The organism is Stenotrophomonas sp. AS1, from assembly GCF_048957655.1.
In the GTDB taxonomy this organism is placed as follows: Bacteria; Pseudomonadota; Gammaproteobacteria; order Xanthomonadales; family Xanthomonadaceae; genus Stenotrophomonas; species Stenotrophomonas bentonitica_A.
Window position 1 is genome coordinate 371,402 of sequence record NZ_JARVXM010000003.1, and the last position, 25,046, is coordinate 396,447.

20 protein-coding genes and 1 riboswitch are annotated in these 25,046 nt (G+C 67.5%); of the genes, 8 read left to right on the forward strand and 12 right to left on the reverse strand.

Annotated elements, in window-relative coordinates:
* Positions 1 to 87 precede the first annotated feature (87 nt).
* Positions 88 to 2,082 (forward strand): M2 family metallopeptidase, encoded by a 1,995-nt coding sequence (locus PV764_RS05960; protein ID WP_421116302.1) that lies wholly within the window; start codon positions 88 to 90, stop codon positions 2,080 to 2,082.
* A gap of 141 nt (positions 2,083 to 2,223) precedes the next feature.
* On the opposite strand, the gene PV764_RS05965 is transcribed toward PV764_RS05960, so the two are convergent.
* The 3 genes from PV764_RS05965 to PV764_RS05975 form a co-directional block, all read right to left on the reverse strand.
* Entirely contained in the window at positions 2,224 to 2,634 is a 411-nt protein-coding gene (locus PV764_RS05965; protein WP_070425682.1) for a hypothetical protein, read from the reverse strand.
* 80 nt (positions 2,635 to 2,714) lie between these two features.
* Positions 2,715 to 3,608 carry a siderophore-interacting protein gene (locus PV764_RS05970; protein WP_037553227.1) on the reverse strand — a complete coding sequence of 298 codons (894 nt, stop codon included), beginning with the start codon at positions 3,606 to 3,608 and terminating at the stop codon, positions 2,715 to 2,717.
* Between the two features lie 156 nt (positions 3,609 to 3,764).
* On the reverse strand, positions 3,765 to 4,988 hold the full coding sequence (locus PV764_RS05975) for a multidrug effflux MFS transporter (RefSeq protein ID WP_421116303.1): 1,224 nt from the start codon (positions 4,986 to 4,988) through the stop codon (positions 3,765 to 3,767).
* A 278-nt stretch (positions 4,989 to 5,266) separates the two neighbouring features.
* A riboswitch (glycine riboswitch) is annotated at positions 5,267 to 5,368 on the forward strand.
* A gap of 97 nt (positions 5,369 to 5,465) precedes the next feature.
* On the opposite strand from PV764_RS05975, the gene gcvP reads away from it, so the two are divergent.
* Complete coding sequence (gene gcvP / locus PV764_RS05980) at positions 5,466 to 8,336, forward strand: aminomethyl-transferring glycine dehydrogenase (RefSeq protein ID WP_421116304.1); 2,871 nt, start codon at positions 5,466 to 5,468, stop codon at positions 8,334 to 8,336.
* 173 nt (positions 8,337 to 8,509) lie between these two features.
* On the opposite strand, the gene PV764_RS05985 is transcribed toward gcvP, so the two are convergent.
* Complete coding sequence (locus PV764_RS05985; RefSeq protein WP_046273974.1) at positions 8,510 to 9,904, reverse strand: amino acid permease; 1,395 nt, start codon at positions 9,902 to 9,904, stop codon at positions 8,510 to 8,512.
* A gap of 81 nt (positions 9,905 to 9,985) precedes the next feature.
* Positions 9,986 to 10,696, reverse strand: coding sequence for an AraC family transcriptional regulator (locus tag PV764_RS05990; protein ID WP_019183477.1), 711 nt, complete (start codon positions 10,694 to 10,696; stop codon positions 9,986 to 9,988).
* 182 nt (positions 10,697 to 10,878) lie between these two features.
* On the opposite strand from PV764_RS05990, the gene PV764_RS05995 reads away from it, so the two are divergent.
* Together PV764_RS05995 and PV764_RS06000 are read left to right on the forward strand one after the other, a co-directional pair.
* The gene (locus PV764_RS05995) at positions 10,879 to 12,969 is read left to right on the forward strand and encodes a catalase (RefSeq protein ID WP_019183478.1); all 2,091 of its coding nucleotides are present in this window, start codon (positions 10,879 to 10,881) and stop codon (positions 12,967 to 12,969) included.
* A gap of 36 nt (positions 12,970 to 13,005) precedes the next feature.
* Positions 13,006 to 13,500, forward strand: coding sequence for a hypothetical protein (locus PV764_RS06000; protein ID WP_019183479.1), 495 nt, complete (start codon positions 13,006 to 13,008; stop codon positions 13,498 to 13,500).
* Positions 13,501 to 13,575: 75 nt separating this feature from the next.
* Here PV764_RS06000 and PV764_RS06005 read toward each other — a convergent pair whose 3' ends face one another.
* The 4 genes from PV764_RS06005 to PV764_RS06020 form a co-directional block, all read right to left on the reverse strand.
* A complete protein-coding gene (locus PV764_RS06005; protein WP_399619245.1) occupies positions 13,576 to 14,364 on the reverse strand; it encodes a hypothetical protein in 789 nt (262 codons plus the stop codon).
* A 62-nt stretch (positions 14,365 to 14,426) separates the two neighbouring features.
* Positions 14,427 to 15,692 carry a sensor histidine kinase gene (locus PV764_RS06010; protein WP_421116305.1) on the reverse strand — a complete coding sequence of 422 codons (1,266 nt, stop codon included), beginning with the start codon at positions 15,690 to 15,692 and terminating at the stop codon, positions 14,427 to 14,429.
* A complete protein-coding gene (locus PV764_RS06015) occupies positions 15,689 to 16,375 on the reverse strand; it encodes a response regulator transcription factor (RefSeq protein WP_421116306.1) in 687 nt (228 codons plus the stop codon). The genes PV764_RS06010 and PV764_RS06015 overlap by 4 nt, the downstream gene beginning before the upstream one ends.
* A 3-nt stretch (positions 16,376 to 16,378) precedes the next feature.
* On the reverse strand, positions 16,379 to 17,506 hold the full coding sequence (locus PV764_RS06020) for a DJ-1/PfpI family protein (protein WP_421116307.1): 1,128 nt from the start codon (positions 17,504 to 17,506) through the stop codon (positions 16,379 to 16,381).
* 190 nt (positions 17,507 to 17,696) lie between these two features.
* Between PV764_RS06020 and PV764_RS06025 the strand changes: the two genes are divergently transcribed.
* Positions 17,697 to 18,557 carry a PA4780 family RIO1-like protein kinase gene (locus tag PV764_RS06025; RefSeq protein WP_046273976.1) on the forward strand — a complete coding sequence of 287 codons (861 nt, stop codon included), beginning with the start codon at positions 17,697 to 17,699 and terminating at the stop codon, positions 18,555 to 18,557.
* A gap of 95 nt (positions 18,558 to 18,652) precedes the next feature.
* Here the strand turns inward: PV764_RS06025 and PV764_RS06030 are convergent, their stop codons facing one another.
* Positions 18,653 to 20,785 carry a methyl-accepting chemotaxis protein gene (locus PV764_RS06030; protein ID WP_421116308.1) on the reverse strand — a complete coding sequence of 711 codons (2,133 nt, stop codon included), beginning with the start codon at positions 20,783 to 20,785 and terminating at the stop codon, positions 18,653 to 18,655.
* Positions 20,786 to 20,991: 206 nt separating this feature from the next.
* Here PV764_RS06030 and PV764_RS06035 point away from each other — a divergent pair, with 206 nt between their 5' ends.
* Together PV764_RS06035 and PV764_RS06040 are read left to right on the forward strand one after the other, a co-directional pair.
* Positions 20,992 to 21,972 (forward strand): L,D-transpeptidase family protein, encoded by a 981-nt coding sequence (locus PV764_RS06035; protein ID WP_421116309.1) that lies wholly within the window; start codon positions 20,992 to 20,994, stop codon positions 21,970 to 21,972.
* 4 nt (positions 21,973 to 21,976) lie between these two features.
* The gene (locus tag PV764_RS06040; RefSeq protein ID WP_421116310.1) at positions 21,977 to 22,681 is read left to right on the forward strand and encodes a M23 family metallopeptidase; all 705 of its coding nucleotides are present in this window, start codon (positions 21,977 to 21,979) and stop codon (positions 22,679 to 22,681) included.
* Here the strand turns inward: PV764_RS06040 and PV764_RS06045 are convergent, their stop codons facing one another.
* Positions 22,682 to 23,008: a DUF6966 domain-containing protein gene (locus PV764_RS06045; RefSeq protein ID WP_019183488.1), complete on the reverse strand. Its 327-nt coding sequence runs from the start codon at positions 23,006 to 23,008 to the stop codon at positions 22,682 to 22,684. It abuts the gene before it with no gap.
* Between the two features lie 231 nt (positions 23,009 to 23,239).
* Between PV764_RS06045 and PV764_RS06050 the strand changes: the two genes are divergently transcribed.
* On the forward strand, positions 23,240 to 23,650 hold the full coding sequence (locus PV764_RS06050; protein ID WP_421116311.1) for an EF-hand domain-containing protein: 411 nt from the start codon (positions 23,240 to 23,242) through the stop codon (positions 23,648 to 23,650).
* Positions 23,651 to 23,739: 89 nt separating this feature from the next.
* Here the strand turns inward: PV764_RS06050 and PV764_RS06055 are convergent, their stop codons facing one another.
* Positions 23,740 to 25,032, reverse strand: a complete 1,293-nt coding sequence (locus tag PV764_RS06055) for an adenylosuccinate synthase (protein WP_019183490.1) — start codon at positions 25,030 to 25,032, stop codon at positions 23,740 to 23,742.
* Positions 25,033 to 25,046 lie beyond the last annotated feature (14 nt).

A 25,046-nucleotide genomic window follows, 5' to 3' on the forward strand; every position in this document is an offset into this window, starting at 1 on the left:
TCGAACCCCCTCTGCTGCCCTGCCCCTTGCGGTGCGCCCGGCGCTTCACTAGCCTTCGCCGGTCTGACACCACCCAAGGATGTGCCCGTGAACCACCGCCCGCTCCTGCTGGCCCTGGCAGTCAGTGCTGCCGCACTGACGCTGGCGGCCTGCCAGAAGGAACCGTCCCCCGCCGATGCACCGGCCACGGGCACCACCCAGTCCAAGGAAACCGCGGACCAGTTCATCGCCCGCGTCAACGCCGAGTACAAGGCGATGTACCCGGAAATGACCTCGGCGCAGTGGCTGTCGTCGACCTACATCAACGACGATTCCGAGCGCGTCGCGGCCAAGGCCAATGAACGCTGGCTCACCGTCCTCAACGGCTGGATCGCCCAGGCCGGCCAGTACGACGGCCAGCCCATGAGCGAAGACACCAAGCGCCAGATCCATCTGCTCAAGCTGATGACCTCCATGCCCGCCCCGCGCGACCCGGCCAAGCTCTCCGAGCTGACCCGCATCGCCAGCCGCATGGAGGGCGCCTACGGCTCCGGCAAGTACTGCACCGACGAGGCCAACCCGCAGAGCTGCCGCCAGCTGGGCGATCTGGAACAGGTGCTCGCGCGCAGCCGCGACTACGACAAGCAGCTCGACGCCTGGCAGGGCTGGCATGGCACCACCAAGCCGATGCGCGCCGACTACGAGCGCTTCGTCAGCCTGGTCAACGAAGGCGCCAAGGAAATGGGCTTCGCCGATGCCGGCCAGATGTGGCGCAGCGGCTATGACATGCCCGCCGACCAGATCGGCCCGGAAACCGACCGGCTGTGGGACCAGGTCAAGCCGATGTACGAGCAGCTTCACTGCTACGCGCGCACCAAGCTCGACGGCACGTACGGCAAGGACAAGGCCGAGGTCAACGGTGGCCTGATCGCCGCACACCTGACCGGCAACATGTGGCAGCAGGACTGGTCCAATCTGTGGGACCAGCTGGAACCGTATCCCGGTGCCGGCAACCTGGACATCACCGCCGCGCTGGAAAAGCAGTACCAGAGCAACCTGAGTGGTGCCCTGGCCAAGGCCGGCAGCGGCGCGAACGTGGAAGCGCTGTACAAGGCGCAGCGTGAGGCCGAACTGCGTACCGCCAAGCAGATGACCGAGCGCGCGCAGGACTTCTACGTCTCGCTCGGCATGCCGGCCCTGCCCAAGTCGTATTGGGACAAGACCCAGTTCATCAAGCCGCTGGACCGTGACGTGGTCTGCCACGCCAGCGCGTGGGACATGAACATGGACGGCGACGTGCGCACCAAGATGTGCATCAAGCCCAACGAAGAGAACTTCACCACGATCTACCACGAGCTGGGCCACATCTATTACGACCTGGCCTACAACCCGCTGCCGCCGTTGTTCCAAGGCGGTGCCAACGATGGCTTCCACGAAGCGATCGGCGACACCATCGTGCTGGCGATGACCCCGCAGTACCTCAACTCGATCGGCCTGGTCGACACCCCGCAGGAACGCCGTGAGGCGACCATCAACGCGCAGATGCGCATGGCCCTGAGCGGCGTGTCGTTCCTGCCGTTCGGCCTGATGATCGACCGCTGGCGCTGGGGCGTGTTCGACGGCTCGATCACGCCGGACCACTATAACCAGGCATGGTGGGACCTGAAGGCAAAGTACCAGGGCGTGGCGCCGGCCACCGCGCGCGGTGAGGAATTCTTCGACGCGGGCGCCAAGTACCACGTGCCGGGCAACACCCCGTATACCCGCTACTTCCTGGCGCGCATCCTGCAGTTCCAGTTCTACAAGGGCCTGTGCGATGCCTCCGGTTACAAGGGTCCGCTGCACCAGTGCAGCTTCTACGGCAACAAGGAAGCCGGCCAGAAGTTCTGGGCCATGCTGAGCAAGGGTGCCAGCCAGCCGTGGCAGGCCACGCTGAAGGAGATCACCGGTGGCGACAAGCTCGATGCCGGCCCGATGATCGAGTACTTCACCCCGGTCAACGAATGGCTCAAGCAGCAGAACCAGGGCCAGATGTGTGGCTGGCAGGTGCCGGCGGCTACCGCTGCGGCGGCACCGACCGCAACCGCACCTGCGGCCCACTGACCGGTCGCGCTGGCCGCTGGTCCGCGCACCATGGCAAACGAAAAAGCCGGCCCTCGGGCCGGCTTTTTCATGGGAACCGATCGGTGCGCTTTGCCGGGCAAAGCGCCGCCGACCAGCAGCAGGCCCTGTGCGGTAGCGCCATCACTCGGCCGGCGCATCCCCCTGGCGGGCACGCGGCTTCAGGCTCGCGGCCAGTTCCACCTTGAACTGGTCGAAGTCCATGCCGTCGGCCTTGGCCTCGGCATGCGCCGCGTCCTTGAGCGCATCCGAGTACACCAGGCGCACCGGGGTGCCCTGGCGTTCGTGCAGTTCGGCAGCCTGCATGATCAGGGCCAGCACCCGCGCCGCGCTGGGGGTCTGGCCGGCAATGCGGCCATCCATGCCCAGCACCCACTCGCCATCGCGGCGGACGATACCGGCCAGCAGCGTGCGCTGCTGGTCACGCAGCTCGGCATGCGGCTCAACCGGCGTGGCGTTGGCCTGCTCGCGGTTGGCGGCCTGGGTTTCGCGGCGCCGGCGGATGTCGCGGCGCAGTTTGGAGGTGGTCGACATGGGGAAATCCGGACTGCGGCAAAGCGCCAAGGATACCGCACGGGCCTTGGCGGGCCCGTCCTGGAGCCTGCGTGGCCAGCTCAATCGAGGACTTTTCCGTGCCGCCAATAGCCCATGAACGTGATGGCCCGACGGTCGATCCCGCATGTCTTCACCAGATGCCGGCGGATCGCCATGACTGCCCCGGCTTCGCCAGCGACCCAGGCATACAGCCCGTCCTGCTCGGCGCTGGCCTGCTCCCACAGGATGTCCTGGTCGATGTCGATCTCGGCCAGGGGCTGCTCACCGCCACCGATGCCCGACGGGCCGATCCGCGCCCGCACCGCGTCCTGCAGCCGCTGGCCATGCGCGGCGCCCTCGCGCGCGAGCCAGAACAACTGCGCACCATGCGGTGCCTGCAGCGGCAGCACATCCGCCTCGTGCTCGACCTCCAGGAAGGCCTGCACTTCCGGCGGCTGCGGCCACTGGGCCAGCGCCTCCAGAATGCCGGCCACGGCTGGCAGCGCGGTGTCGTCGGCGACCAGCAGCACCCGCTTCACCTGCGCCGGCGGCTTCCACTCGTAGCCCTCGCTGCTGGCCTCGACCTGCGCGTCCGGCGCCAGCAGGCCGACCCGATCACCGACGCGCGCCTGCATGGCCCAGCGCGAGGCGGGCCCGGTCGGGCCATGCAGCACGAAATCGACATCGACCTCGCCGGCGTCCGGGCGCAGCGCGCGGAGGGTGTAGGTGCGCATCGGCGCACGCTCGGTATCGGGCAGCGCGCGATAACGTGCGTACCAGTCCTCGCCTTGCGGCACCTCCGGTGCTGCCTGGCCGGGCAATGGGAAGAACACTTTGATGCGCTGGTCCGGTCCCTCGGTCTTCATGTTGGCCACGTCGGGCGCGGCGAAGACCATGCGGATCAGCGAGGGGGAGAGAACCGTGCGCTGCTTCAGCGCGACGTCGAACAGGCGGTAGGTCTGCTGTGCAGCCATCCAATCACCCTGGGTTGCGGCGGACATGGGGTCCGCAGGGAGCGTAGTGGCTGTCGTGATGCACGAACTGGCTGGCGAGCGAACAGGATACGCCGCGGCGAGGCGTAGACAACGGCGCCACGCCTGCATTCTGTGCAGGCGGGGCGTGCGTGTGGCTCACTCGATCGGCGTGAGCAGGTCGCGGCGGCGTTCGCAGTGCCGCTCCCAGTACCAGAAGCTGCCGCCGATGGCGAAGAAGCCTGCGTAGCCCAGGGCCAGATGCAGCGGGTTGCTGCTGAGCACCGGCGAGACCACGCCGGCCACCACGGTGTTGATCATCAGCTGGATGAACATCTGCATGGACGAGGCCAGGCCGCGCTGATGCGGATACATGTCCAGCACGGCCAGCGCCAGGATCGGGAAGATCAGCGCCATGCCGACACCGCCAAGGAAGATCGGCATCACTGCCCACGGCAGCGCGATCTGCGGCACCGACACCACGTAACCGACGTTCAACAGCGCCGAGACCGCACACAGCCCGAACCCGATCGCGATCTGCCGCTGCGCGGTGAGCCGGCCCGCCATCCGACCGGACAGGAACGAGCCCATGGTCATGCCGCCGATGGTGGGGATGAACAGCCACGCAAAGCCGCCCTCGCCCAGTTGCAGATGCTGCATCACGAACACCGGCGCGGACGCGATGTACAGGAAGATGCCGGAGAAGTTGAAGGCGCCGGCCGCGGCCAGACGGAGCAGGCGCGGGTTGGAGCCCATGCGGGCATAGCTGCGCAGCAGCGCGCGCATCGACAGCGGTGTGCGGGCCTCGACCGGATGGGTTTCGGGCAGCCACTTGCCGGTGGCCAGCAGCAGCACCACGCCGAACAGCACCAGGAACCAGAAAATCAGCGGCCAGTCGCCGCCACCGAGCAGGATCCAACCGCCGATGATCGGCGCGATCGCCGGCGCGACGCCGAAGATCATCGAGACCTGGCTCATCAGTCGCTGCGCGTCGGCACCGTGGTACAGATCGCGGATCACCGCACGGCCGACGATCACGCCCACGCCGGCGGTCACGCCCTGCAGGGCACGGAAGACCAGCAGCGTGGTCATGTCCCGTGAGAGCGCACACCCGATCGAGGCGCCGATGAACAACACCAGCCCGCCGATGATCACCCGGCGCCGGCCGAACGCATCCGACAGCGGGCCGTGCGCCAGGCTCATCAGCCCGTAGAACAGCAGGTACACGCTGATGGTCTGCTGCACCGCGACCTGGTCCACCTGCATGCGGTCGCCCAGCAGCAGGAACGCCGGGAAAATGGTGTCGATCGAGAACGGACCGAACATCGCCAGGCCTGCGAGCAGCAGGGCCAGGCGGCGGGTCGAGGGCGAGGCGGGCGTCATGCGGGCTTCCGTCAGCGGCCATGCGCAATGCACGGCGGGCGCCAGCCCGGACGGGCGGCGCCAGATGAATACGAGGATCCGGTGATCATAGGCCTTTGTCGCGGCCGGCACCATGCCCGGGCCGGGCTTTGCGTGCCTGCGCGGCCTCGTATTCATGTGCGGGAAAGGCCCAGCGGCCCAAAGCGCTGGGCTATAATCGCCGGGCTACATGGTGGGAGAAGCGGACACCCGCTGCCGAAGGCGCAACGCCCGTAATCGCTCAGGCCCGATACCACCCGTACCAAAACTCTGGAGAGACCGGCGAGTGCCGGCGCCGAAGGGGCACGAAGCACGCCGATGCGCGCTTTTAAACTCTCAGGCAAAAGGACAGAGGGGCACCCAGGAAGACCGCAAGGTCCGGTGGATCGCTGTCGCCCGCGACGCGCCCTGGCCCGGCCGCCTTCCGAACGTGCGTGCCCACTCTCCGAGATGCCAGCCATGTCCCAGAACACTCCCTCCCTGCGCGAGCTTGAACACAGCCACGCGTTCGTCGAACGCCACATCGGCCCCAACGACGCCGAAATCGCGCAGATGCTCGACGTGGTCGGCCACGCCTCGCTGGACGCGCTGACCGATGCGATCGTCCCGGCCGGGATCAAGTCGCCGGCCCCGCTGGACCTGCCCGAGTCGCTGACCGAAGTGCAGGCACTGGCCAAGATCCGCGCCATCGCCGACAAGAACCAGGTGTTCCGCACCTTCATTGGCCAAGGCTACTACGGCACGCTCACCCCGAACGTCATCCTGCGCAACGTGCTGGAAAACCCGGCGTGGTACACCGCCTACACCCCGTACCAGGCCGAGATCTCGCAGGGCCGCATGGAAGCGCTGATCAACTTCCAGACCCTGTGCGCCGACCTGACCGGCATGGAGATCGCCAACGCCTCGCTGCTCGATGAAGCCACCGCCGCCGCCGAAGCGATGACGCTGGCCAAGCGCTCGGCCAAGAGCAAGTCCGATACCTTCTTCGTGCACGACGCGGTGCACCCGCAGACGCTGGAACTGCTGCGCACCCGCGCCGAGCCGATGGGCATCGTGCTGCGCGTGGGCACCCCGGCCGAGGCGATGGAAGCCGAAGCCTACGGCGTGCTGCTGCAGTACCCGGACACCTTCGGCCATATTGGCGACTACAAGGCGCTGGCCGATGCCGTGCATGCGCGCGGCGGCCTGGTCGCGGTGGCCACCGACCTGCTCGCACTGACCCTGATCGCCGCCCCCGGCGAATGGGGCGCGGACATCGTGGTCGGCAACTCGCAGCGCTTCGGCGTGCCGTTCGGCTTCGGCGGCCCACATGCCGCCTTCATGGCCTGCCGCGATGCGTACAAGCGCTCGATGCCGGGCCGCCTGATCGGTGTCTCGGTCGATGCGCAGGGCAATGCCGCCTACCGCCTGACCCTGCAGACCCGCGAGCAGCACATCCGCCGCGAGAAGGCGACCTCCAACATCTGCACCGCCCAAGTGCTGCTGGCGGTCATGGCATCGATGTATGCGGTGTACCACGGTCCGGAAGGGCTGACCCGCATCGCCCGCCGCACCCATCGCCTGGCCGCGATCCTGGCCAGTGCGCTGCGCGCTGCCGGCGTCAACGTGGGCGAGCACTTCTTCGACACCCTGCACGTCAAGGATGTCGATGCCAAGGCGATCCACGCCAAGGCCGCCGCGGCGCGCATCAACCTGCGCGCGATCGACAGCGACGCGGTCGGCATCAGCCTGGATGAAACCACCACCCGCGCCGACATCGTCGCGCTCGGCCAGCTGTTCGGTGCCACGGTGGATGTCGATGCCCTCGACGCCGCCACCGCCGATGCGCTGCCGGCCGGCCTGGTGCGTACCAGCGAATTCCTGACCCACCCGGTGTTCAACACCCACCACAGCGAGCACGAACTGCTGCGTTACCTGCGTTCGCTGGCGGACAAGGACCTGGCGATGGATCGCACCATGATCCCGCTGGGCAGCTGCACCATGAAGCTCAACGCCACCGCCGAGATGATTCCGGTGACCTGGCCGGAGTTCGCCAACATCCATCCGCTGGCCCCGGCCGACCAGGCCACCGGCTACAAGGAACTGATCGACGGCCTGGAAGCGATGCTGGTGGAATGTACCGGCTATGACGCGGTCAGCCTGCAGCCCAACTCCGGCGCGCAGGGCGAGTACGCCGGCCTGCTGGCGATCCGCGCCTACCACCGCTCGCGCGGCGAAGGCCATCGCGACGTCTGCCTGATCCCGGATTCGGCGCACGGCACCAACCCGGCCTCGGCACAGATGTGCGGCATGAAGGTCGTGGTGACCAAGACCGATGCCAACGGCAACGTCGACCTGGACGACATCCGCGTCAATGCGGAGAAGTACAGCGACCGCCTGGCCGCGTTGATGATCACCTATCCCTCCACGCATGGCGTGTTCGAGGAAGAAGTGGTGGAAATCTGCGAGATCGTCCACAAGCACGGCGGCCAGGTGTACACCGACGGCGCCAACATGAACGCCCTGGTCGGCGTGGCCAAGCCCGGCAAGTGGGGCTCGGACGTGTCGCACCTGAACCTGCACAAGACCTTCTGCATCCCGCACGGCGGCGGCGGCCCGGGCGTGGGCCCGTGTGCGGTCAAGTCGCACCTCGCCCCGTTCCTGCCGAAGGTGCTTGGCGGCGAAGGCGATGTGGGCATGGTCAGCGCGGCCAGCTTCGGCAGCGCCTCGATCCTGCCGATCAGCTGGATGTACATCACGCTGATGGGCACCGCCGGCCTGCGCAAGGCGACCCAGGTCGCGCTGCTCAACGCCAACTACATCGCCAAGCGCCTGGCCCCGCACTTCAAGACCCTGTACACCGGCCGCAACGGCCTGGTGGCGCACGAGTGCATCCTGGACGTGCGTCCGCTGGAGAAGACCTCCGGCATCGGCGCCGAGGACGTGGCCAAGCGCCTGATCGACTTCGGCTTCCACGCCCCGACCCTGAGCTTCCCGGTCGCCGGCACGCTGATGGTGGAGCCGACCGAAAGCGAATCGCTGCACGAACTGGATCGCTTCATCAACGCGATGATCCAGATCCGCGAAGAGATCGCCGCGATCGAAGACGGCCGCCTGGACCGCGAGGACAACCCGCTCAAGCACGCCCCGCACACCGCTGCGGTGGTGTCGGCCAGCGAGTGGGCCCACGCCTACCCGCGCGAGCTGGCGGCCTTCCCGCTGGCCAGCCTGCGCCAGCAGAAGTACTGGCCTCCGGTGGCGCGCGTGGACAACGTCTACGGCGACAAGAACGTGATGTGCGCCTGCATCCCGGTCGATGCGTACAAGGAAGACGAGGGCGTGGAGGTGTAGGTGTCGACCGTTGGTCGGCACGATGCCTGACAGGCGTACCGACCAACGGTCGGTACCTACCTTGATCGGCATGCATCTGGAATGAAAACGGCCCGCATCGCGCGGGCCGTTTTTTGTTGCGTGCCCTTGCGGGGTGTGCCGACCAACGGTCGGCACCCACCACCCGCCCGGGGTCAGTCGGCCCGGCGGCTGGCGCGCACGCGGCGGGCGACTTCGCTGCTGATGGCGATCACCGCCGTCAGCGCGGCCATCGACAGGAACTGCAGGCGCGTGTGCGACTCGGACAGCAGCAGGCCGAAGATCAGCGCCAGCACCCCCAGGCCGATCACCGTGAGGTACGGATAGCCGGCCATGCGGAACGGCAGGCGGGTGCCGTCGCGGTTGGCACGGTGGCGCAGGATCAGCTGCGACAGCAGCGAGATGGTCCACACCAGCAGGCAGGTCGAGCCGACGATATTGAGCAGTACCGGCAGTACCTTGTCCGGGAACAGCAGCTCCATCACCGTCGCCGCAAAACCGAACAGCACACTGGCCAGCACCGCGATGATCGGCACCTGGCGCGGATCGGTCCAGCCCAGCACGGCCGGCGCCTCGCGACGCTGGGCCAGCGAGTACATCATCCGCGACGCGCCGTACAGATTGGCATTGAGCGCCGACAGCAGCGCGATCACCGCGATCAACGTGATCGCCGTGGCCGCGCCAGGAATCTTGGCCGCTTCGAGCACCGCGGCGAACGGCGAACGGAGGGCCTCGCTGGTCCACGGCACCACCGCGATGATCACGCTCAGCGAGCCGATGTAGAACACCAGGATGCGCCAGGCCACGGTGCGGATCGCGCGGGCGATGCTGCGCTCGGGATCTTCGGTTTCCGCCGCCGCCACCGCCACGATCTCGGTGCCGCCGAAGGCGAATACCACCACCAGCAGCGCCGCGCCGATGCCGGCCAGGCCCTTGGGCATGAAACCGCCGTGCTCGGTGAAGTTGCGCAGGCCAGGCGAGGCCACGTCCGGCAGCCAGCCCATCAGCAGCGCCACGCCGATCAGGATGAAGCCGACGATCGCGGCCACTTTCAGGATCGCGAACCAGAATTCAAACTCGCCGAAGTTCTTCACCCCGAGCAGGTTGATCGCGGTGAAGAACAGCATGAAGGCCAGCGCAGCCATCGGCACCGGGATCGCCGGCCACACCGTGGCGAGCAGGCCAGCCGCACCAACCGCTTCAGCGGCGATCACGATCACCAGCTGCACCCACCACAGCCAGCCCACCGTGGCACCGGCAGTGGCCCCCATGGCATCAGCGGCGTACACCGAGAACGCGCCGCTGGTCGGCTTGGCTGCGGCCATTTCGCCCAGCGCGTTCATCACGATGATCACCAGTGCGCCGGCCACCAGATACGACAGCAGGACCGCCGGGCCGGCGGCCTGGACGCCCACGCCGGAGCCGAGGAACAGGCCGGCGCCGATCGCGCTGCCCAGGCCCATCATGATCAGCTGGCGGGGCTTGAGCGCGTGCCCGAGGCGGGTATCGGCGGGCGGAGTGGCAGGAGCCGGAGTCTGGGATGCGGGCATCGGAATCGATTGGCGGGCAACAAGTGCGACACCATACCCTGTCGGCCGCGCGGCGGCATAGGCCGGAAGCCCCACCCCGCCTCAGGCGGCGGCGCGCTCCCCGATCTGGGCGCGATAGGCCCGGGGCGACAGCCCGACCTCGGCCTTGAACTTCCGGGTGAACGCACTCTGGTCGGTGAAGCCACACGCCTGCCCGATGCTGGCAATGCTGTCCGGGCCGTGCAGCAGGTGCACCGCCATCTGGATGCGCAGCCGGGTCAGCACCTGCTGCGGGGTCATCTGGAACACCTTGCGGAAGGTGCGCTCCAGCTTGGACAGCGAGAAGCCGGTGATGTCGAGCAGGGTCTGCATGCGCACGTTCTCGGCGTAATGCGCATTCAGATGGGCCAGGGCCAGGCGCAGCTGTTCGTACTGGGTGCCCAGGCTGTCCTTCTGGCCGAGGTCGCGCGAGATGCCGATCAACCCGCGGATCTGCCCGTCCACCAGCAGCGGCCGCTTGCAGGTCAGGCACCAGCCCGGCTCTCGGTTGGCGAACAGATGCAGTTCCATCAGGTTCTCGATGACCTTGCCGGCCAGCACCTGCTCGTCCTGGGTGGCGTAATCGGCCCCCAGGCCGGTGGGATAGATCTCCGCCGCGGTCCGCCCGATCACCTCCTTGCGCGACTTCAGGCCCAGCCGGCGCAGCATGGTCTGGTTGATATGCGTATACCGCCCGTCGCAGTCCTTCATGAAGAACAGGACGTCGGGGATCGCATCAAACAGGGCTTCGATGTCGGCGGGTTCAACGCGCATGCGGCTGGGAAAGACAGGAGAAGACGCGCCCAAGGATACCTGCCCGCGCGCGCCTCACCCAGCGCCCGGGCGCCGCATGTGAAGCGCGGGTGCAAGCAGCGTCGTGTTTTCGCACCTTCGATTAACGCCCGGCCCGCCAGTGTGAGGTGATCCCCCTTCCCGCCAGCTCCCGGAGTCGCCTCATGGCCGCCAGCAAGAAAAGCACGAAGAACGCCCCCGCACCCGCCACCGATGTCCGCGGCGAAGGGGATGAACTGCACCAGCGCGCGGGCAACGGCCACCCCGGGCTGACCACCAACCAGGGCATTCCGGTCGGTGACAACCAGAACTCGCTGCGCGCCACCCCGCGCGGGCCGACCCTGCTGGAAGACTTCATCCTTCGCGAGAAGATCACCCACTTCGATCACGAGCGCATCCCCGAGCGCATCGTGCATGCCCGCGGCAGCGCGGCGCACGGCTATTTCGAGCTGACCCGCTCCCTTGGCGAGTACACCCGGGCGCGGATCCTCAATGAAGTGGGCGTACGCACCCCGGTGTTCACCCGTTTCTCCACCGTGGCCGGTGGCGCCGGGTCGGTCGACACCCCGCGTGACGTGCGCGGTTTCGCGGTCAAGTTCTATACCAAGGAGGGCAACTGGGACCTGGTCGGCAACAACATCCCGGTGTTCTTCATCCAGGACGCGATCAAGTTCCCCGACCTGATCCACGCGGTGAAGATGGAGCCGGACCGGGCATTTCCGCAGGCAGCCAGCGCGCACGACACCTTCTGGGACTTCGTCTCGCTGATGCCCGAGTCGATGCACATGATCATGTGGGCGATGAGCGACCGCACGATCCCGCGCTCGCTGCGCACCATCGAGGGCTTCGGCATCCACAGCTTCCGCCTGATCAACGATGCCGGCGAGTCGACCTTCGTCAAATTCCACTGGCGGCCGAAGCTGGGCATCCAGTCCACCGTCTGGGACGAGGCGGTGAAGCTGCAGAGCGCGGACAACGACTTCCACCGCCGTGATCTGTTCGAGGCGATCACCACCGGCAACTTCCCCGAGTGGGAACTGGCGGTACAGCTGTTCACCGAGGAACAGGCCGAGGCCTTCCCGTTCGACCATCTGGATTCGACCAAGATCATTCCCGAGTCGCTGGTGCCGCTGACCGTGATCGGGCGCATGGTGCTGGACCGCTGGCCGGACAACTTCTTCGCCGAAACCGAGCAGGTCGCCTACTGCCCGGCCAACGTGCCGCCGGGCATCGACTTCAGCAACGACCCGCTGCTGCAGGGCCGCCTGTTCTCCTACCTGGATACCCAGCTCAGCCGCCTGGGCGGCCCGAACTTCCATCAGATTCCGGTCAATGCCCCCAAGTGCCCGTTCGCCAATCATCAGCGCGACGGGCACATGCAGATGAACATCCCCAAGGGACGGGTCGCCTACGATCCCAGTTCGCTGCAGGGCGACAGCCCGCGCGAGACCGCCGATGGCTTCCCGAGCCACGCTACCGCGCCGGATGACGGCCGCAAGGGGCGCGTGCGGGCCGACAGCTTCGCCGATCACTACAGCCAGGCCCGGATGTTCTTCCGCAGCCTGGAGGCACCGGAACAGGCCCATCTGGCCTCGGCGCTGGTGTTCGAGCTGTCCAAGGTGGAGACGGTCAAGGTGCGCGAGCGCACCGTGAGCCATCTGCGCAACATCGATGAGGCCCTGGCCAAGCGGGTTGCCGATGGTCTGGCGATGCCGGCCCTGCCCGAGCCGGCCGCCACCCAGACCCCGGCGCAGGATTTCCCGAAGGCGCCGGAAGTGCGCATCATCGGCCGCACCAAGGACCTGCTGACCGGTCGCTGCATCGGCATCCTGTTCGACGAGGGCTCCGATGCGGCGCTGATCGCCAACCTGCGCAAGGCGGCCGACAAGGCCGGCGCCAGCGTCAAGCTGGTTGCGCCCAAGATCGGTGGCGCCAGGCTCAGTGACGGCAAGACGCTGGCGGCGGATGGCCAGCTGGCCGGTACGCCGTCGGTGGTCTTCGATGCGGTGGCCGTCGTACTCAGCCCCGAGGCGGCAAAGAAGCTGGGCAAGGAATCGGCCGCAATCGATTTCGTCAGCGATGCCTGGGTCCACCTGAAGGCGATCGCCGCCGATGATGGCGCGCAGGCGCTGTTGAAGATCGCGCGTGTCGGCAACGATGCCGGGGTGGTGGAAGCCGAGGATGCCAAGGCCTTCCTTGCCGCCGCCGCTACGCGGCAATGGGCCCGCGAACCGAAGGTGCGCACGCTCTCCTGAGCGGCGCCACCTTCGTCACCAGACAGGAGCATGACCATGCCGCGCGGTGATAAATCCAGCTATACCGACAAGCAGAAGCGCAACGCCGAGCACATCGAGGAAAGCGAGAAAGACCAGGGCCGCAGCGAAGCGGCTGCGGAGCGCATCGCCTGGGCCACGGTCAACAAGCAGGATGGTGGCGGGAAGAAGAGCGGTAGTGCGAACAAGACCGCCGCCAAAACTACGAAGACCTCGAAGACCTCGAAGACCGCGGCGACGAAGAAAGCAGCGGTAAAGAAAACCGCTGCGAAGAAGGCCGCTGCGAAAGCAGCGCCCGGGAAGGCCACCAAGAAGACTGCAAAGAAGACGGCGACGCAGGCCGCTGAAAAAGCGACGACAAAAACCGCGATCAAGAAAACGGTAAAGAAGGCGGCGAAGAAGACCGTCGCCAAGCAGGCCACCGGCAAACCGGCCTCGAAAACCGCCTCCGGGGCGCCTGCGAAAAAGACGGCAGCGACCGGGGCCCGCAAGCGAGCGGCCGGCAAGTCCTGACATACGCGCAGGGCCGACCGTGCATCTACCGCGTGCTGCCTGAAGCAGCACGCGGCAGATCACTTACCGTTGCGCTTACCGCTGCGCTGGCGCGGTGGACGGCCTGGATGGGGTGACCGTTCGTGGCGCTACCGGTTTCACCGGCAAGGGCAACGACTGCAGCCGACGGATCGCGCTGATCGGCACGGCTTCGGCGCGCCGTTGCTCCGGCCACCACAGGAACACGAACGCACTGCTGGATCCCAGCAGTTTCGCGGTGCCCGGCAGCGCTGCAGCGTCACCTCCGAGCACGACCTGCACTGGTGTACCGCCCCTGCCATCGCGGATCTTCTCGGCCGAGCTCAGCGCATACAGCGCCGCGCCGAATGCCATGAAGCAGACCACCGCAATACACATGCCGGTCAGCGGACGCAGCCCGGAGAATTCCCAGTTCATCCACGGCGACTCCGAGAACAGCATCCGCCATCCCCAATGCCGCGCACGCAGGCGTGCCACCTTGGCTGGATTGCGCCGCCGCAGTGTTTCCGGCCAGCCCAGCAGCACTGCCAGCAACGCGCCCAACAGCAGGATCAGCACGTAGGCCGGATCACGCAGCCCGGCCACCAGGAAGTCGCTGACCTGCAGGTAATCCAGGATCGACAGCCGGAACTTGAAATAGAAGAAGTAGCTCGACCACAACCCCAGCACGGACAGGAATACGTAGCCCCCACTCACCATCAACGCCGGCTCCTGCCGCAGCAGGCGCCAGATCACAGCCACCATCGAGTCTTCATTGCCGTGCGTGACCGGCAGCAACGACCAATCGGTCGGCGTCTGCTCCGCCGGGACATCGCCGTGAATGCTGCCCTCGTCCCTGTTGCCCATGCGCCCCTCCCCCGTTCGGCAGAGCATCGCGCACTTTGGCGATGGACGGAAGCGGGCCGGCCTTACTGCACGCTGAAACTGGCGACCGTGGCGTGCTCGGTTCCCTCGATGCGCAGATCGATGGCGAAGCGGTCGCACAGCCGGTGCACGATCGCCAGGCCGAGCCCGAAGCCGGCGCTGCCCTCGCCTTTCGCGAATGGCTGCATGATCGTGTCAGGGTCACCTGCCGGCGCCGTGTTGCGGATGCGCAGTCGTCCAGCCGCCACATCGATGTACACCTCACCCGCCCGGGTATGCGCGAACGCATTGCCGACCAGATTGGCCAGCAGCATGTGCAGCACCGGCCCCGGTACCGGCAGACTCACGTCGGCTGGCACGTCCACCCGCACCGCCACCGGCTTGCCCTCCAGCAGCACGGCCTGCTCGACCACCACCTGTTCCAGCACCGGCAGCACCGCCAGCGGCGTCGCGTCCTGTTCCACGTTCTCTTCGCGGGCCAGTGTCAGCAGGGTGATGACGGTCTGTTCGAGTTGACGCGCCGAATGCTGGACATGCGCGAGCTGCCGCCGCCCGGCCCCGGACAGGCCAGGTTCGCTGGCCAGCTGTTCGGTGGCACTGCGGATCACAGCCAGGGGCGTGCGCAGCTCATGGCTGGCATCACGGGTAAAGGCATGCTCGCGCGCAATGAAGGCACGCACGCGCCCGCTCAGATTGTCCAGGCCGCGGGCGAGCACGCCGACCTCGTCATCGGGGAAGTCCCCGGCGAACCCCACCGGCAACCTGTCCGGCGCCATGCCGTCGACCAGCGCCGCCAGCTTCGACAAGGGACGCGTGGTCCGTCGCGCCAGCCATGCGCCGGCCAGGATGGCGACCACCACCACGGCCAGCCCGGACCAGGCCAGCAGCGCCAGAATCTGGCTGCGCATCGGCCGCACCACCAGCTGCTGGCTGACCTCGGCGACCAGCCATCCCGGTGTACCGGCTCCGCCCGGCGGCAGCGCGCGCAGGTGATAGTGCCGCCCTTCGGTGCCGGCGATCTCGCGGCGCCACGGCTCAGCATCGAAGGCGCCCTTGAGATCCGTGGGGAAGCTGGCAGGGCTGTCATGGACCGCCATGAACGCATTGCGCGGTGGCGACCAGGTCCCACTTGCGGCCCGCTGCTCCAGTTGCTGCTGCGCTTCCTGCTCAAGCATTGCGTCGAAGAACCGGTCTTCGACGCTGTACACGAACACCGCCACGTACAGGCCGAACAGGCCGGCCACCGCCAGCGCGAACACCGCGAAGGCCAGCATCAACCGGTTGCGCAGGCGATGCACCCGTGCCGTCATGTGTCGGCCTCCAGCCTGAAGCCGACCTCGTGCACGGTCTTGAGCATCGGTCGGTCGAAGGGCTTGTCCAGCCCCTGTCGCAGCAGATACAGATGCGAGCGCAGCGGATCCGAGGGCGGTGCTTCATCGCCCCAGAGGCGCCGGATCAACTCGCTGCGGGTCACCGTACGCGGCCAGGCTTCGGCGAGCAGCACCAGCAGGCGGTAGGCCGTCTGCGGCAACTCGATCGGCTGCTCACCGCGGTGTACGGTCCCGCTGCGGCGGTCGATGCCGAGAGATCCGATACGCAGCACATGCCCGTCGCGTCGGCCGTGCCGATGGGCCAGGGCCAGGCACCGCGCCAGCAGTTCCTCGCCTGCGAACGGTTTGACCAGGTAATCATCGGTACCGGCCTGGAAGCCGACCAGCTTGTCGGCCAGCGTGTCGCGCGCGGTCAGCATCAGGATCGGGATGTGGCGGTCGGCCTGCTCACGCAGATGGCTGCATACGCGCAGGCCATCCATGCCCGGAAGGGTGAGGTCCAGCACCAGCACATCCGGCGGCTCTTCCAATGCCATCTGCAGGCCACTGCGGCCATCGGCGGCAAAGGCCACGCGATGGCCGCGGGCCTCCAGCAGCGTGGCCATGCCGGTGCGCAGCGCCGGGTTGTCCTCGATCACCAGGATGTGCAGGCCATCGTCCATGGGTCAGCCTTCGATCGTGTCCTTGAGCTGCCTAGCTTCGGCCATGTCCGGGTGGGTTTCCAGCAGTTTGCCGAGTACCGCGCGCGCCTGTGCCACCTCGCCCAGCCGCCAATGCGCCTGTGCGATGCCCAGCGGCAGCTGCGGTTCGCTCATGTACGGGGCGGCCAGCTGCATGATCGACAGCGCATCACGTACAGCCGCATCGTCCTGCGCGGCCTGCAGCTGGTAGTAGCCGAGCACGCCGATCAGCTGATCGTGATAGCCGGTACGGTTGCTGGCCAGCTCGCGCTTGACCGCCTCGCCTTCACCGGCCAGCAGGCGCTGCACCAGCGCCATGCTGGCCTCATCGCGCCACGGCGTGCGCGCGATCGGCGTGCGGCCGGTGGCCCGCACGATCGCCTCGGCCACGGCCGGTGTCGAATAGGGGTTCTGCCCGGTGATCAGGCGCCCGTCCACCACCAGCTTGGGCATCATCAGCGGCGCCTGCTCCCAGCGCGCGCCACGCTCGCGCAGCGCGGTTTCCAGCAGGAACGGAAACTCCTTCGCCCAGCGCTTGCCGAACACCCCTTCCTCTGCATTGGTGAAGCCGGTCATGCGGCGCCCGGCGACCAGCAGCGATCCGTCCGCCAGCCGCACGTCCACCAGTGCGGCCGGGCCGTGGCAGACCGCCGCGACCACCGCGCCACGGTCGTGCATCGTGCCGAGCAGCTCCCGCAGCGCGGGGTCGGCCGGCAGGTCGAACATCGCGCCCTTGCCACCGACCACGTAGACCGCCGCATAGTCGGCGGCGCTGAGGGTCGCGGTGGCGCGGGTATCGGCCAGCAGTGCGGCCGCGGCCGGATCGGCCAGGACGCGTGCGTTGAAGGGCTCCTCGGCGTTGAACTTGTCGGCCTCGACCGGTCCGCCTTGCGGGCTGGCGACCTGCACCGCCAGGCCGTTGTCGCGGAAGATCAGGTAGGCCTGCGCGAACTCGTCCATCTCGAAGCCGGGACGGGTCTTGCCCTGGTCGCGGCCTTCGCCGCTGACCACGATCAGCACAGTATCGGTGGCCGCGGGGCGGGCATACACGGTGGAAACGGCCAGCAACATGGCCAGGGCGGCACCGGTGCGGCGCAGCAGGGACAGCATCATGGGCGACACTCCTTGGAAGGTGGCCCCAGCCTGCCGCGCCGATGTGAATCAGATTTCAAGCTGTCGCGCACGTACACGCAGCTGAACGACCTCACTGCGCCGGGCCGGGTCGATGGCTCCCCCGGCCCGAAGATGCGAAAATCCCTCCCCCTCCAGGGCAGGCCCCGCGCCAGCCGATTCCCGAGATACCGTGAAGACCCCCCAAGGCTTGCAGGCGCTGATCGACGACGGCGTGATCGATGAAGTGCTCCGCCCGCTCAAGAGCGGCAAGGAAGCAGCGGTATACGTGGTCCGCAGCGGCGACGACGTGCGCTGTGCCAAGGTCTACAAGGACATGGCCCAGCGCAGTTTCCAGCAGCGCGTGCAGTACCAGGAAGGCCGCAAGGTCCGTGGCAGCCGCGAAGCGCGCGCCGTGGGCAAGGCGAGCAATTACGGCCGCAAGCAGCAGGAAGCGGCCTGGAAGAACACCGAGGTCGAAGCGCTGTACCAGCTGCGCGATGCCGGCGTGCGCGTGCCCGAGCCGTACGGCTACTTCCACGGCGTGCTGGTGATGGAGCTGGTCACCGATGCCGAGGGCTATTCCGCCGCGCGCCTGGGCGAGGTCGAGCTCAGTCCTGAACAGGCCCGCGAGTTCCACCAGATCCTGGTCCGCCAGGTGGTGCGGATGCTGTGCTGCGGCCTGATCCACGGCGATCTGTCGCCGTACAACGTGCTGGTCGGCCCGGAAGGCCCGGTGGTGATCGATTTCCCGCAGGTGGTCAGTGCGGCGGGCAACAACGCCGCGCGCACGATGCTGCTGCGCGACGTCAACAACCTCACCGCCTATCTGGGCCGCTGGGCGCCGGAACTGCTGGAGACCTGGTACGGAGAAGAGATGTGGGCGCTGTTCGAGGCCGGCGACCTGCTGCCGGACAGCGTGCTGACCGGCGAATTCGAACAGGATGAAAGCAGCATCGACCTGGATGGCGTACGCCATGCCATCAACGATGCGCGCGAAGAAGCGCTGATCCGCCAGCAGGGTCGCGAGGCGGCGGAAGAGAACGACGACTGAGCCCGTCCGCCGGCAGCGTGCGCCGGCGGACCGGTTCGACCGGCACAACGCCCCGCCGACGCGGGGCGTTCCGGTTTACCCGGCGGGCCGCGCGATCATGCCGCCTGCAACGGCGCCGGCCGGACCCGCGCCGTGGCATCGGGTTCCAGGGTGAACACCGCCACCGACCCGGTCAGTGCGTGCGCCTGCTGCTCCAGCGCGCGGCTGGCGGCCGTGGCTTCTTCCACCAGCGCCGCATTCTGCTGAGTGACCTGGTCCATCTGCACCACCACCTGGTTGACCTGCTCGATGCCCGCGGCCTGTTCCTTGGTCGCCGCGGCGATGTCGCTCATCAGCTGGTTGGTGCGCGAACTGGCCTGGGTCAGGCGGGCGATCGCCGCTTCGGACTGCACCGTGACATTCAGCCCGGTCCTGACGTTGGCGCTGGCGTCGTCGATCAGCTCCTTGATCTCCTTGGCCGCGGTGCCGGCACGCTGGGCCAGGGTCCGGACCTCGGTGGCGACGACCGCGAAGCCGCGCCCGTTCTCGCCGGCGCGGGCCGCTTCCACCGCAGCGTTCAGCGCCAGGATATTGGTCTGGAACGCGATGCCGTCGATGACCGAGGAGATCTCGGCGATGCGCGCCGAGGACTGGTCGATCTGGCTCATCACCGCCGCCACCTGCGCGATCGCCTGCTCGGTCGCCTTGACCGCGGCACCGGCTGCATGGGCTTCAAGGTCGGCCTGGTTGGCCAGTTCGGCGTTCTGCCGGACCGTGGAGGTCAGCTCTTCCATCGACGCGGCCGCCTCCTCCAGATTGGCGGCCTGCTGCTCGGTGCGGCGCGACAGGTCATTGTGGCCAGCCGCCAGTTCCTGCGCGGCATCGTTGATGCTGCCGGCCGCGCCCTGGATCTGCCGCACGATGCCGGTCAACTGCCCGGCGGTCACGGTGGCATCGTCGCGCATCTGCGCGAAGACACCCTCGTAATGGCCCTCCATCCGCGCGGTCAGGTCGCCGGTGGAGATCGCGCGCAGCACCTGCGACAGGTCGGCGATGCTGCTCTGTGAGCTGGCCATCATGCCGTTGAGCTGGGCCACCATGGCCCGGAACTGGAACTGGAAGGCCTGCTCGCTGCCGCGCACCGAGAAGTCACCGGCACGCGCGGCCGCGGCCAACGTCTCGATCTGCTGGTTGATCGCCATCAGGCTGTCCTTGACGTTGGCCATGGTGGTGGTCAACACGGCCTTCTCGCCGGGGTAGCTGTCCAGGTCGCGACTGAGGTCGCCGATCGCGTAGCGCTGCATCACCTCGACCATGTGGAACTCGACGGCGACCTGGGAACCGACCAACGCGTTCGTGGCGTGGATCATCCGCCCGAAATCACCGGGGAAGGCCGTCTCATCCATGCGATGGCTGATGGCCCCGGCTTCATGCTGACGCGCCATGTCCAGCTGCGCGGCGATGGCGCCCTGGACGCTCTGCCGAACCGTGGCCATCGCGTTGCCGAGCTGGGTGATCTCATCGCGGCCGCCCAGATCGACGTCGTCGGCCAGATCACCCTTGGCCATGCGGTTCGCCAGGCCGACGGCGCGGGCGAGCGGACCGGTCAGGCTGCGGCCGATCAGCACGGAGGCGGCGATGCCGACCACCAACGCGATCGCCCCCAGCACCAGCAGCTGCAGCAGGGTCCGCTCACCCAGCCGGATCGCCTCGGCAGCGGCCTGGCGGCTTTGCTTTTCCTCGTAGACCACGCCATTGCTGAGCGCCTGGTTCCAGCCATTGGCCGCCTGCTGCACGGCGCCCAGGGTGAGCGCCGTCGCACCGGCAACATCGCCCTGCTGCAGCTGTTCGCTCATCTGCTTGTTGAGCGGACGCGCCACCGCGCGGGCCGCCGCGATGGCCTCGCCGATGGCCTTGTCCTGGGGCTGCGTGGGCAGCGCCAGGTAGGCGGCCCAGCTGGCTTCATAGCGCGCGACCAGCGCGGCGATGCGCGCTTCGTCATCGGCCAGACCGTCGCCCTGGCGGATCAGCATCTCCCGGCGCACGACCATCATCTGGTTGTTGGCATCGAGCATGTCCGAGAGCAGCCTCACCTTGGTCACGTTGACCTCGACCACCTGCTGCATCGCGCGCTTCTGCACGGCGCTGCCAGTCGCGCCGGTGGCCACCACGGCCGCCACCAGCAGCAACAACAGGCCAAAACCCATACCTAGACGCCAGACAACACTGACGTTGCGCAGATAATTCATGAGACATCCAAAAACGTGGGGGGTGGGCTGGTATCGGCGCCAGGGCCAGCGGCTTGACCGACTGCCGTGATCACGCTGTGAATGGATTCACCTTAGGCGCGCCGTAGGCGGGTTCCCGTACGCCACTCAGCCGCGCGTCAGGGTTTTCACGGCGAGTGCGCACACCGGGCAGGCATGGTGGAAACACGTTCCCGCTGGAGTTGCCGATGTCCCTTCGCCTGCACCGAATCGCCCGCCTCACCGCGCTCGCCCTCGCCTTGGGAGCGTCCTCCGGCTGGGCGGTCGCACAGACGGCACCCGCGCCCACTCCCACTGACACGGCCACCGCCAAGACACCCGTGGCGACCGGCGTCCGCTCTGATCTGCACGCGCAGGTGCTGCTGGATCGTGCCCATTTCTCGCCGGGGCAGATCGATGGCGAAGTCGGCTCGAACCAGAAACGCGCGGTCTCCGGCTTCCAGGCTGCACGAGGATTGAAGGTCACCGGCGAACTGGACGATGCGACGTGGAAGGCCCTGCAGCCGGACAGCGCTCCGCCCTTGGTGCGCTATACGCTGACCGCCGAGGACGTTGCCGGCCCGTTCCACCCCGTGCCGAAGGGCCCGGCCGAACAGGCCAAGTTGAAAGCGCTCGGCTTCGGCTCGGTGGAAGAGGCGCTGGGCGAACGCTTCCATGCCTCGCCGGAACTGCTCAAAACCCTTAACCCGGGCGTGGACCTGGGCAAGGCCGGCAGTGTGATCCAGGTACCGAACATCGCCGTCACGCCGTTGGCCAAGGCCAGCAAGCTGGTGATCGACAAATCCGACTCGACGCTGCGCCTGTTCGATGCCGACGGCAAGGTCTATGCGCAGTTCCCGGTTTCCTCGGGCAGCAAGCATGACCCGCTGCCGATCGGGAAGTGGAAGATCCTGGGCATTTCGCGCGATCCGACCTTCCACTACAACCCCAAGCTGTTCTGGGACGCCAAGGCCGGTGACAGCAAGGCGGTGCTGCCGCCCGGCCCGAACAATCCGGTCGGCGTGGTCTGGATCGATATCTCCAAGCCGCACTACGGCCTGCACGGCACCCCGGAGCCCGGCCACGTTGGCAAGACCGAATCGCACGGCTGCGTGCGCATGACCAACTGGGATGCGCTGCAGGTGGCCGACGCAGTGGATGCCTCCGTGCCGGTCGTGATGCAGGAGTAAGCAGATGAAGATCCTGCGACTGCTGGCGGTGGGCCTGGTCATCGGCGTGGTCGGGTATTGGCTGCTGGGGCCTGGCCCCTCTGCCCGCCTGGGAGCCGCCGAGCCGGCCAAGATAGGCTCGGCCACGAGTTCCACCCGCGCCGCACTCGATGCGCCACCGCCACCCGCTGCCACCCCGGCCCCGGCCCCGGCGCCGGTACCGATCCAGACCACGCCCACACCGCACGCGCCTGACGCGGGCGGTGCCGCACCGGCACCGGCAAACGCGGCCGGCGCCTTGCTGCTCCCGGTGCAGGGCATCGGTGCCGAGCAACTGCAGGACACCTTCACCGATGCACGCAGCGAAGGTCGCGTGCACGATGCGATCGACATCCTTGCGCCAAAGGGCACGCCTGTGCTGGCGGTTGCCGATGGGACGGTCGAAAAGTTGTTTGACAGCGTGCGGGGCGGGCTGACCGTGTACCAGTTCGAGCCTAGCGGCCGCTACTGCTACTACTACGCGCACCTGGACCGCTATGCCGACGGTCTGGCCGAGAAGAAGACCATCAAGCGTGGCGAGGTGATCGGCTATGTCGGCAGCACCGGCAATGCCAGCCCCGACGCGCCGCACCTGCATTTCGAGATCCACGTACTGGGCCCGGAAAAGCAGTGGTGGAAAGGCGAATCCATCAACCCCTATCCGGTGCTGAAAGGTCAGCAGGCGCTCTGATCAACGGGGGCCGGGGGTAGCGTCCCGGATCGCCCGCGCCAGTTCCCAGGCACGGCCGCGCAGCGCATCCAGGCGGTCATTGAGCTCGCCAGCGTCTGCCTTCCACTGGAAGTGGCCGTTGCTGTAATCCTGGCCAAGCGCGAGGTCGTTGAAAGACCCCATGCCACCGTAGGCGCGCAGCAGGCTTTCCGGCGCGCCGGGATTGCCCTGCTCGAGCTGGGTGATGACGCGCCGCATCCAGTCCGCCCAGTGGCGTTCGCCGTCGCCGCGCAACAGCGCTTCAAGCTCGGATACCACCGCATGCAGGGCGCGGTTCGCGCTGCTCATGCCGATGCCCGCCTGATCTCCCGTTTCCATGCCGCCCCGGTGTCTCGTTGAGTGGCTGCACAGCATGCCATGGTGTCGATGGCGCGGGCGCGAACGTTGCGGTCAGCTGCCCGGGCGCACTCAGTAAAACTACTGGCGCGAATGCGGGAAATTGCCGTTGTCGTGGTCATCCACGCGGCGGACACTGGGCCCTGACGGCACGCCCTGCCCGTTCTGGAGAAGACCGTGACGATGTCCGCGCCCCGTATCGCCCTGCTCGCGTTGTCTGGCGTACTCGCAGCAGGTGCTGCCGCGGCGCAGGACCTGCCTGCCACCGCATCGGACCGCTTCGCGATGCTGGATCGCAATGGCGATGGCAAGGTCAGCCGTGATGAGTATGACGGTGACGCGTTCTTCCGTCTGGTCGATGCGGATCACAACTACCGCGTGAGCGTCGATGAAGTACAGGCGGTACTGGGACCGCAACGCGACGGTGAGTTCTCCGCTACCGAGTGGGTACGCATCGCCGACCAGAATGGTGACGGCGAACTGAGTGCCGAAGAGATGCGCCGCTCCTCGGAGATGCGTTTCCAACGGCTGGATGCGAACCAGGACGGCAACCTGGAGTTGTCCGAAGTACGGATGGGCATCGGCCAGCGCTGAGGCGCCCCCGCCACGAAAAAGCCCCGCTTTCGCGGGGCTTTTCCTGCACCTTCAGGCACTACCGGGCATGCCCGGCACTACGCGCCTGATCAGGCGAACGGGTCCTGCAGGACCATGGTGTGGTCGCGGTCCGGGCCGGTCGACACGATGCTGACCGGGCAGCCGGCCAGCTCTTCCAGCGCGCGCAGGTAAGCGCGGGCGGCCGGCGGCAGGTCATCCCAGTTGGTGATGCCGTGGGTGTTCTCGGTCCAGCCCGGGAACTCCAGGTACACCGGGGTGCATTCTTCCCAGCCCTGCGCGTCCAGCGGCGCATACTCGGTACGCTTGCCACGGTATTCGTAGGCGATGCAGACCTTCAGCTTCTCCATGCCGTCGAGCACGTCCAGCTTGGTGATGCACAGGCCGCTGATACCGTTGATGGCCACGGCGCGCTTGAGCGCGACGATGTCCATCCAGCCGCAGCGACGCGGGCGGCCGGTCGAGGCGCCGTACTCGGCACCGCGGTCGCGGATGCCCTGGCCGACTTCATCGTCCAGCTCGGTCGGGAACGGGCCACCGCCGACGCGGGTCGCGTAGGCCTTGGCGATGCCCAGCACGTAGTCGATCGCATCGGCACCGACGCCGGCACCGGCCAGTGCACCACCCACGGTGGTGTTGGAGCTGGTGACGTACGGGTAGGTGCCGTGGTCGATGTCCAGCAGTGCGCCCTGGGCGCCTTCGAACAGCACGCGCTTACCCTGCTTGCGCAGGTCGTGCAGGATGCCGGCGACGTCGGACTTCATCGGCTCGACGTATTCGCCGAAGGCCAGTGCTTCGTCGTAGGTCTTCTGGAAGTCGACCGCGTCGGTATTGAGGTACTTGGTCAGCACGAAGTTGTGGTAATCCAGCGCGGTGCGCAGGAGTTCTTCCAGCTGGGCCGGGTAATGCAGGTCGGCGATGCGGATACCGCGACGCGCCACCTTGTCTTCATACGCCGGGCCGATGCCACGGCCGGTGGTGCCGATCGCCTTGCCGCCGGCAGCGCGTTCGCGCGCCTGGTCCAGGGCGATGTGGTACGGCATGATCAGCGGCGCGGCCGGGGAGATCTTCAGGCGCGAACGCACTTCCACGCCGGAGGTTTCCAGCTCGGCGATTTCCTTCTGCAGCGCGGCCGGCGAGATCACCACGCCGTTGCCGATCAGGCACAGCGCGTCTTCGCGCAGGATGCCCGACGGGATCAGGTGCAGCACGGTCTTCTTGCCATTGATGACAAGGGTGTGGCCGGCGTTGTGGCCGCCCTGGAAACGCACTACGGCACCGATTTCCTCGGTGAGCAGATCGACGATCTTGCCCTTGCCTTCATCGCCCCACTGGGCACCAAGCACTACGACAGACTGACCCATGACGGGCTCCTCAT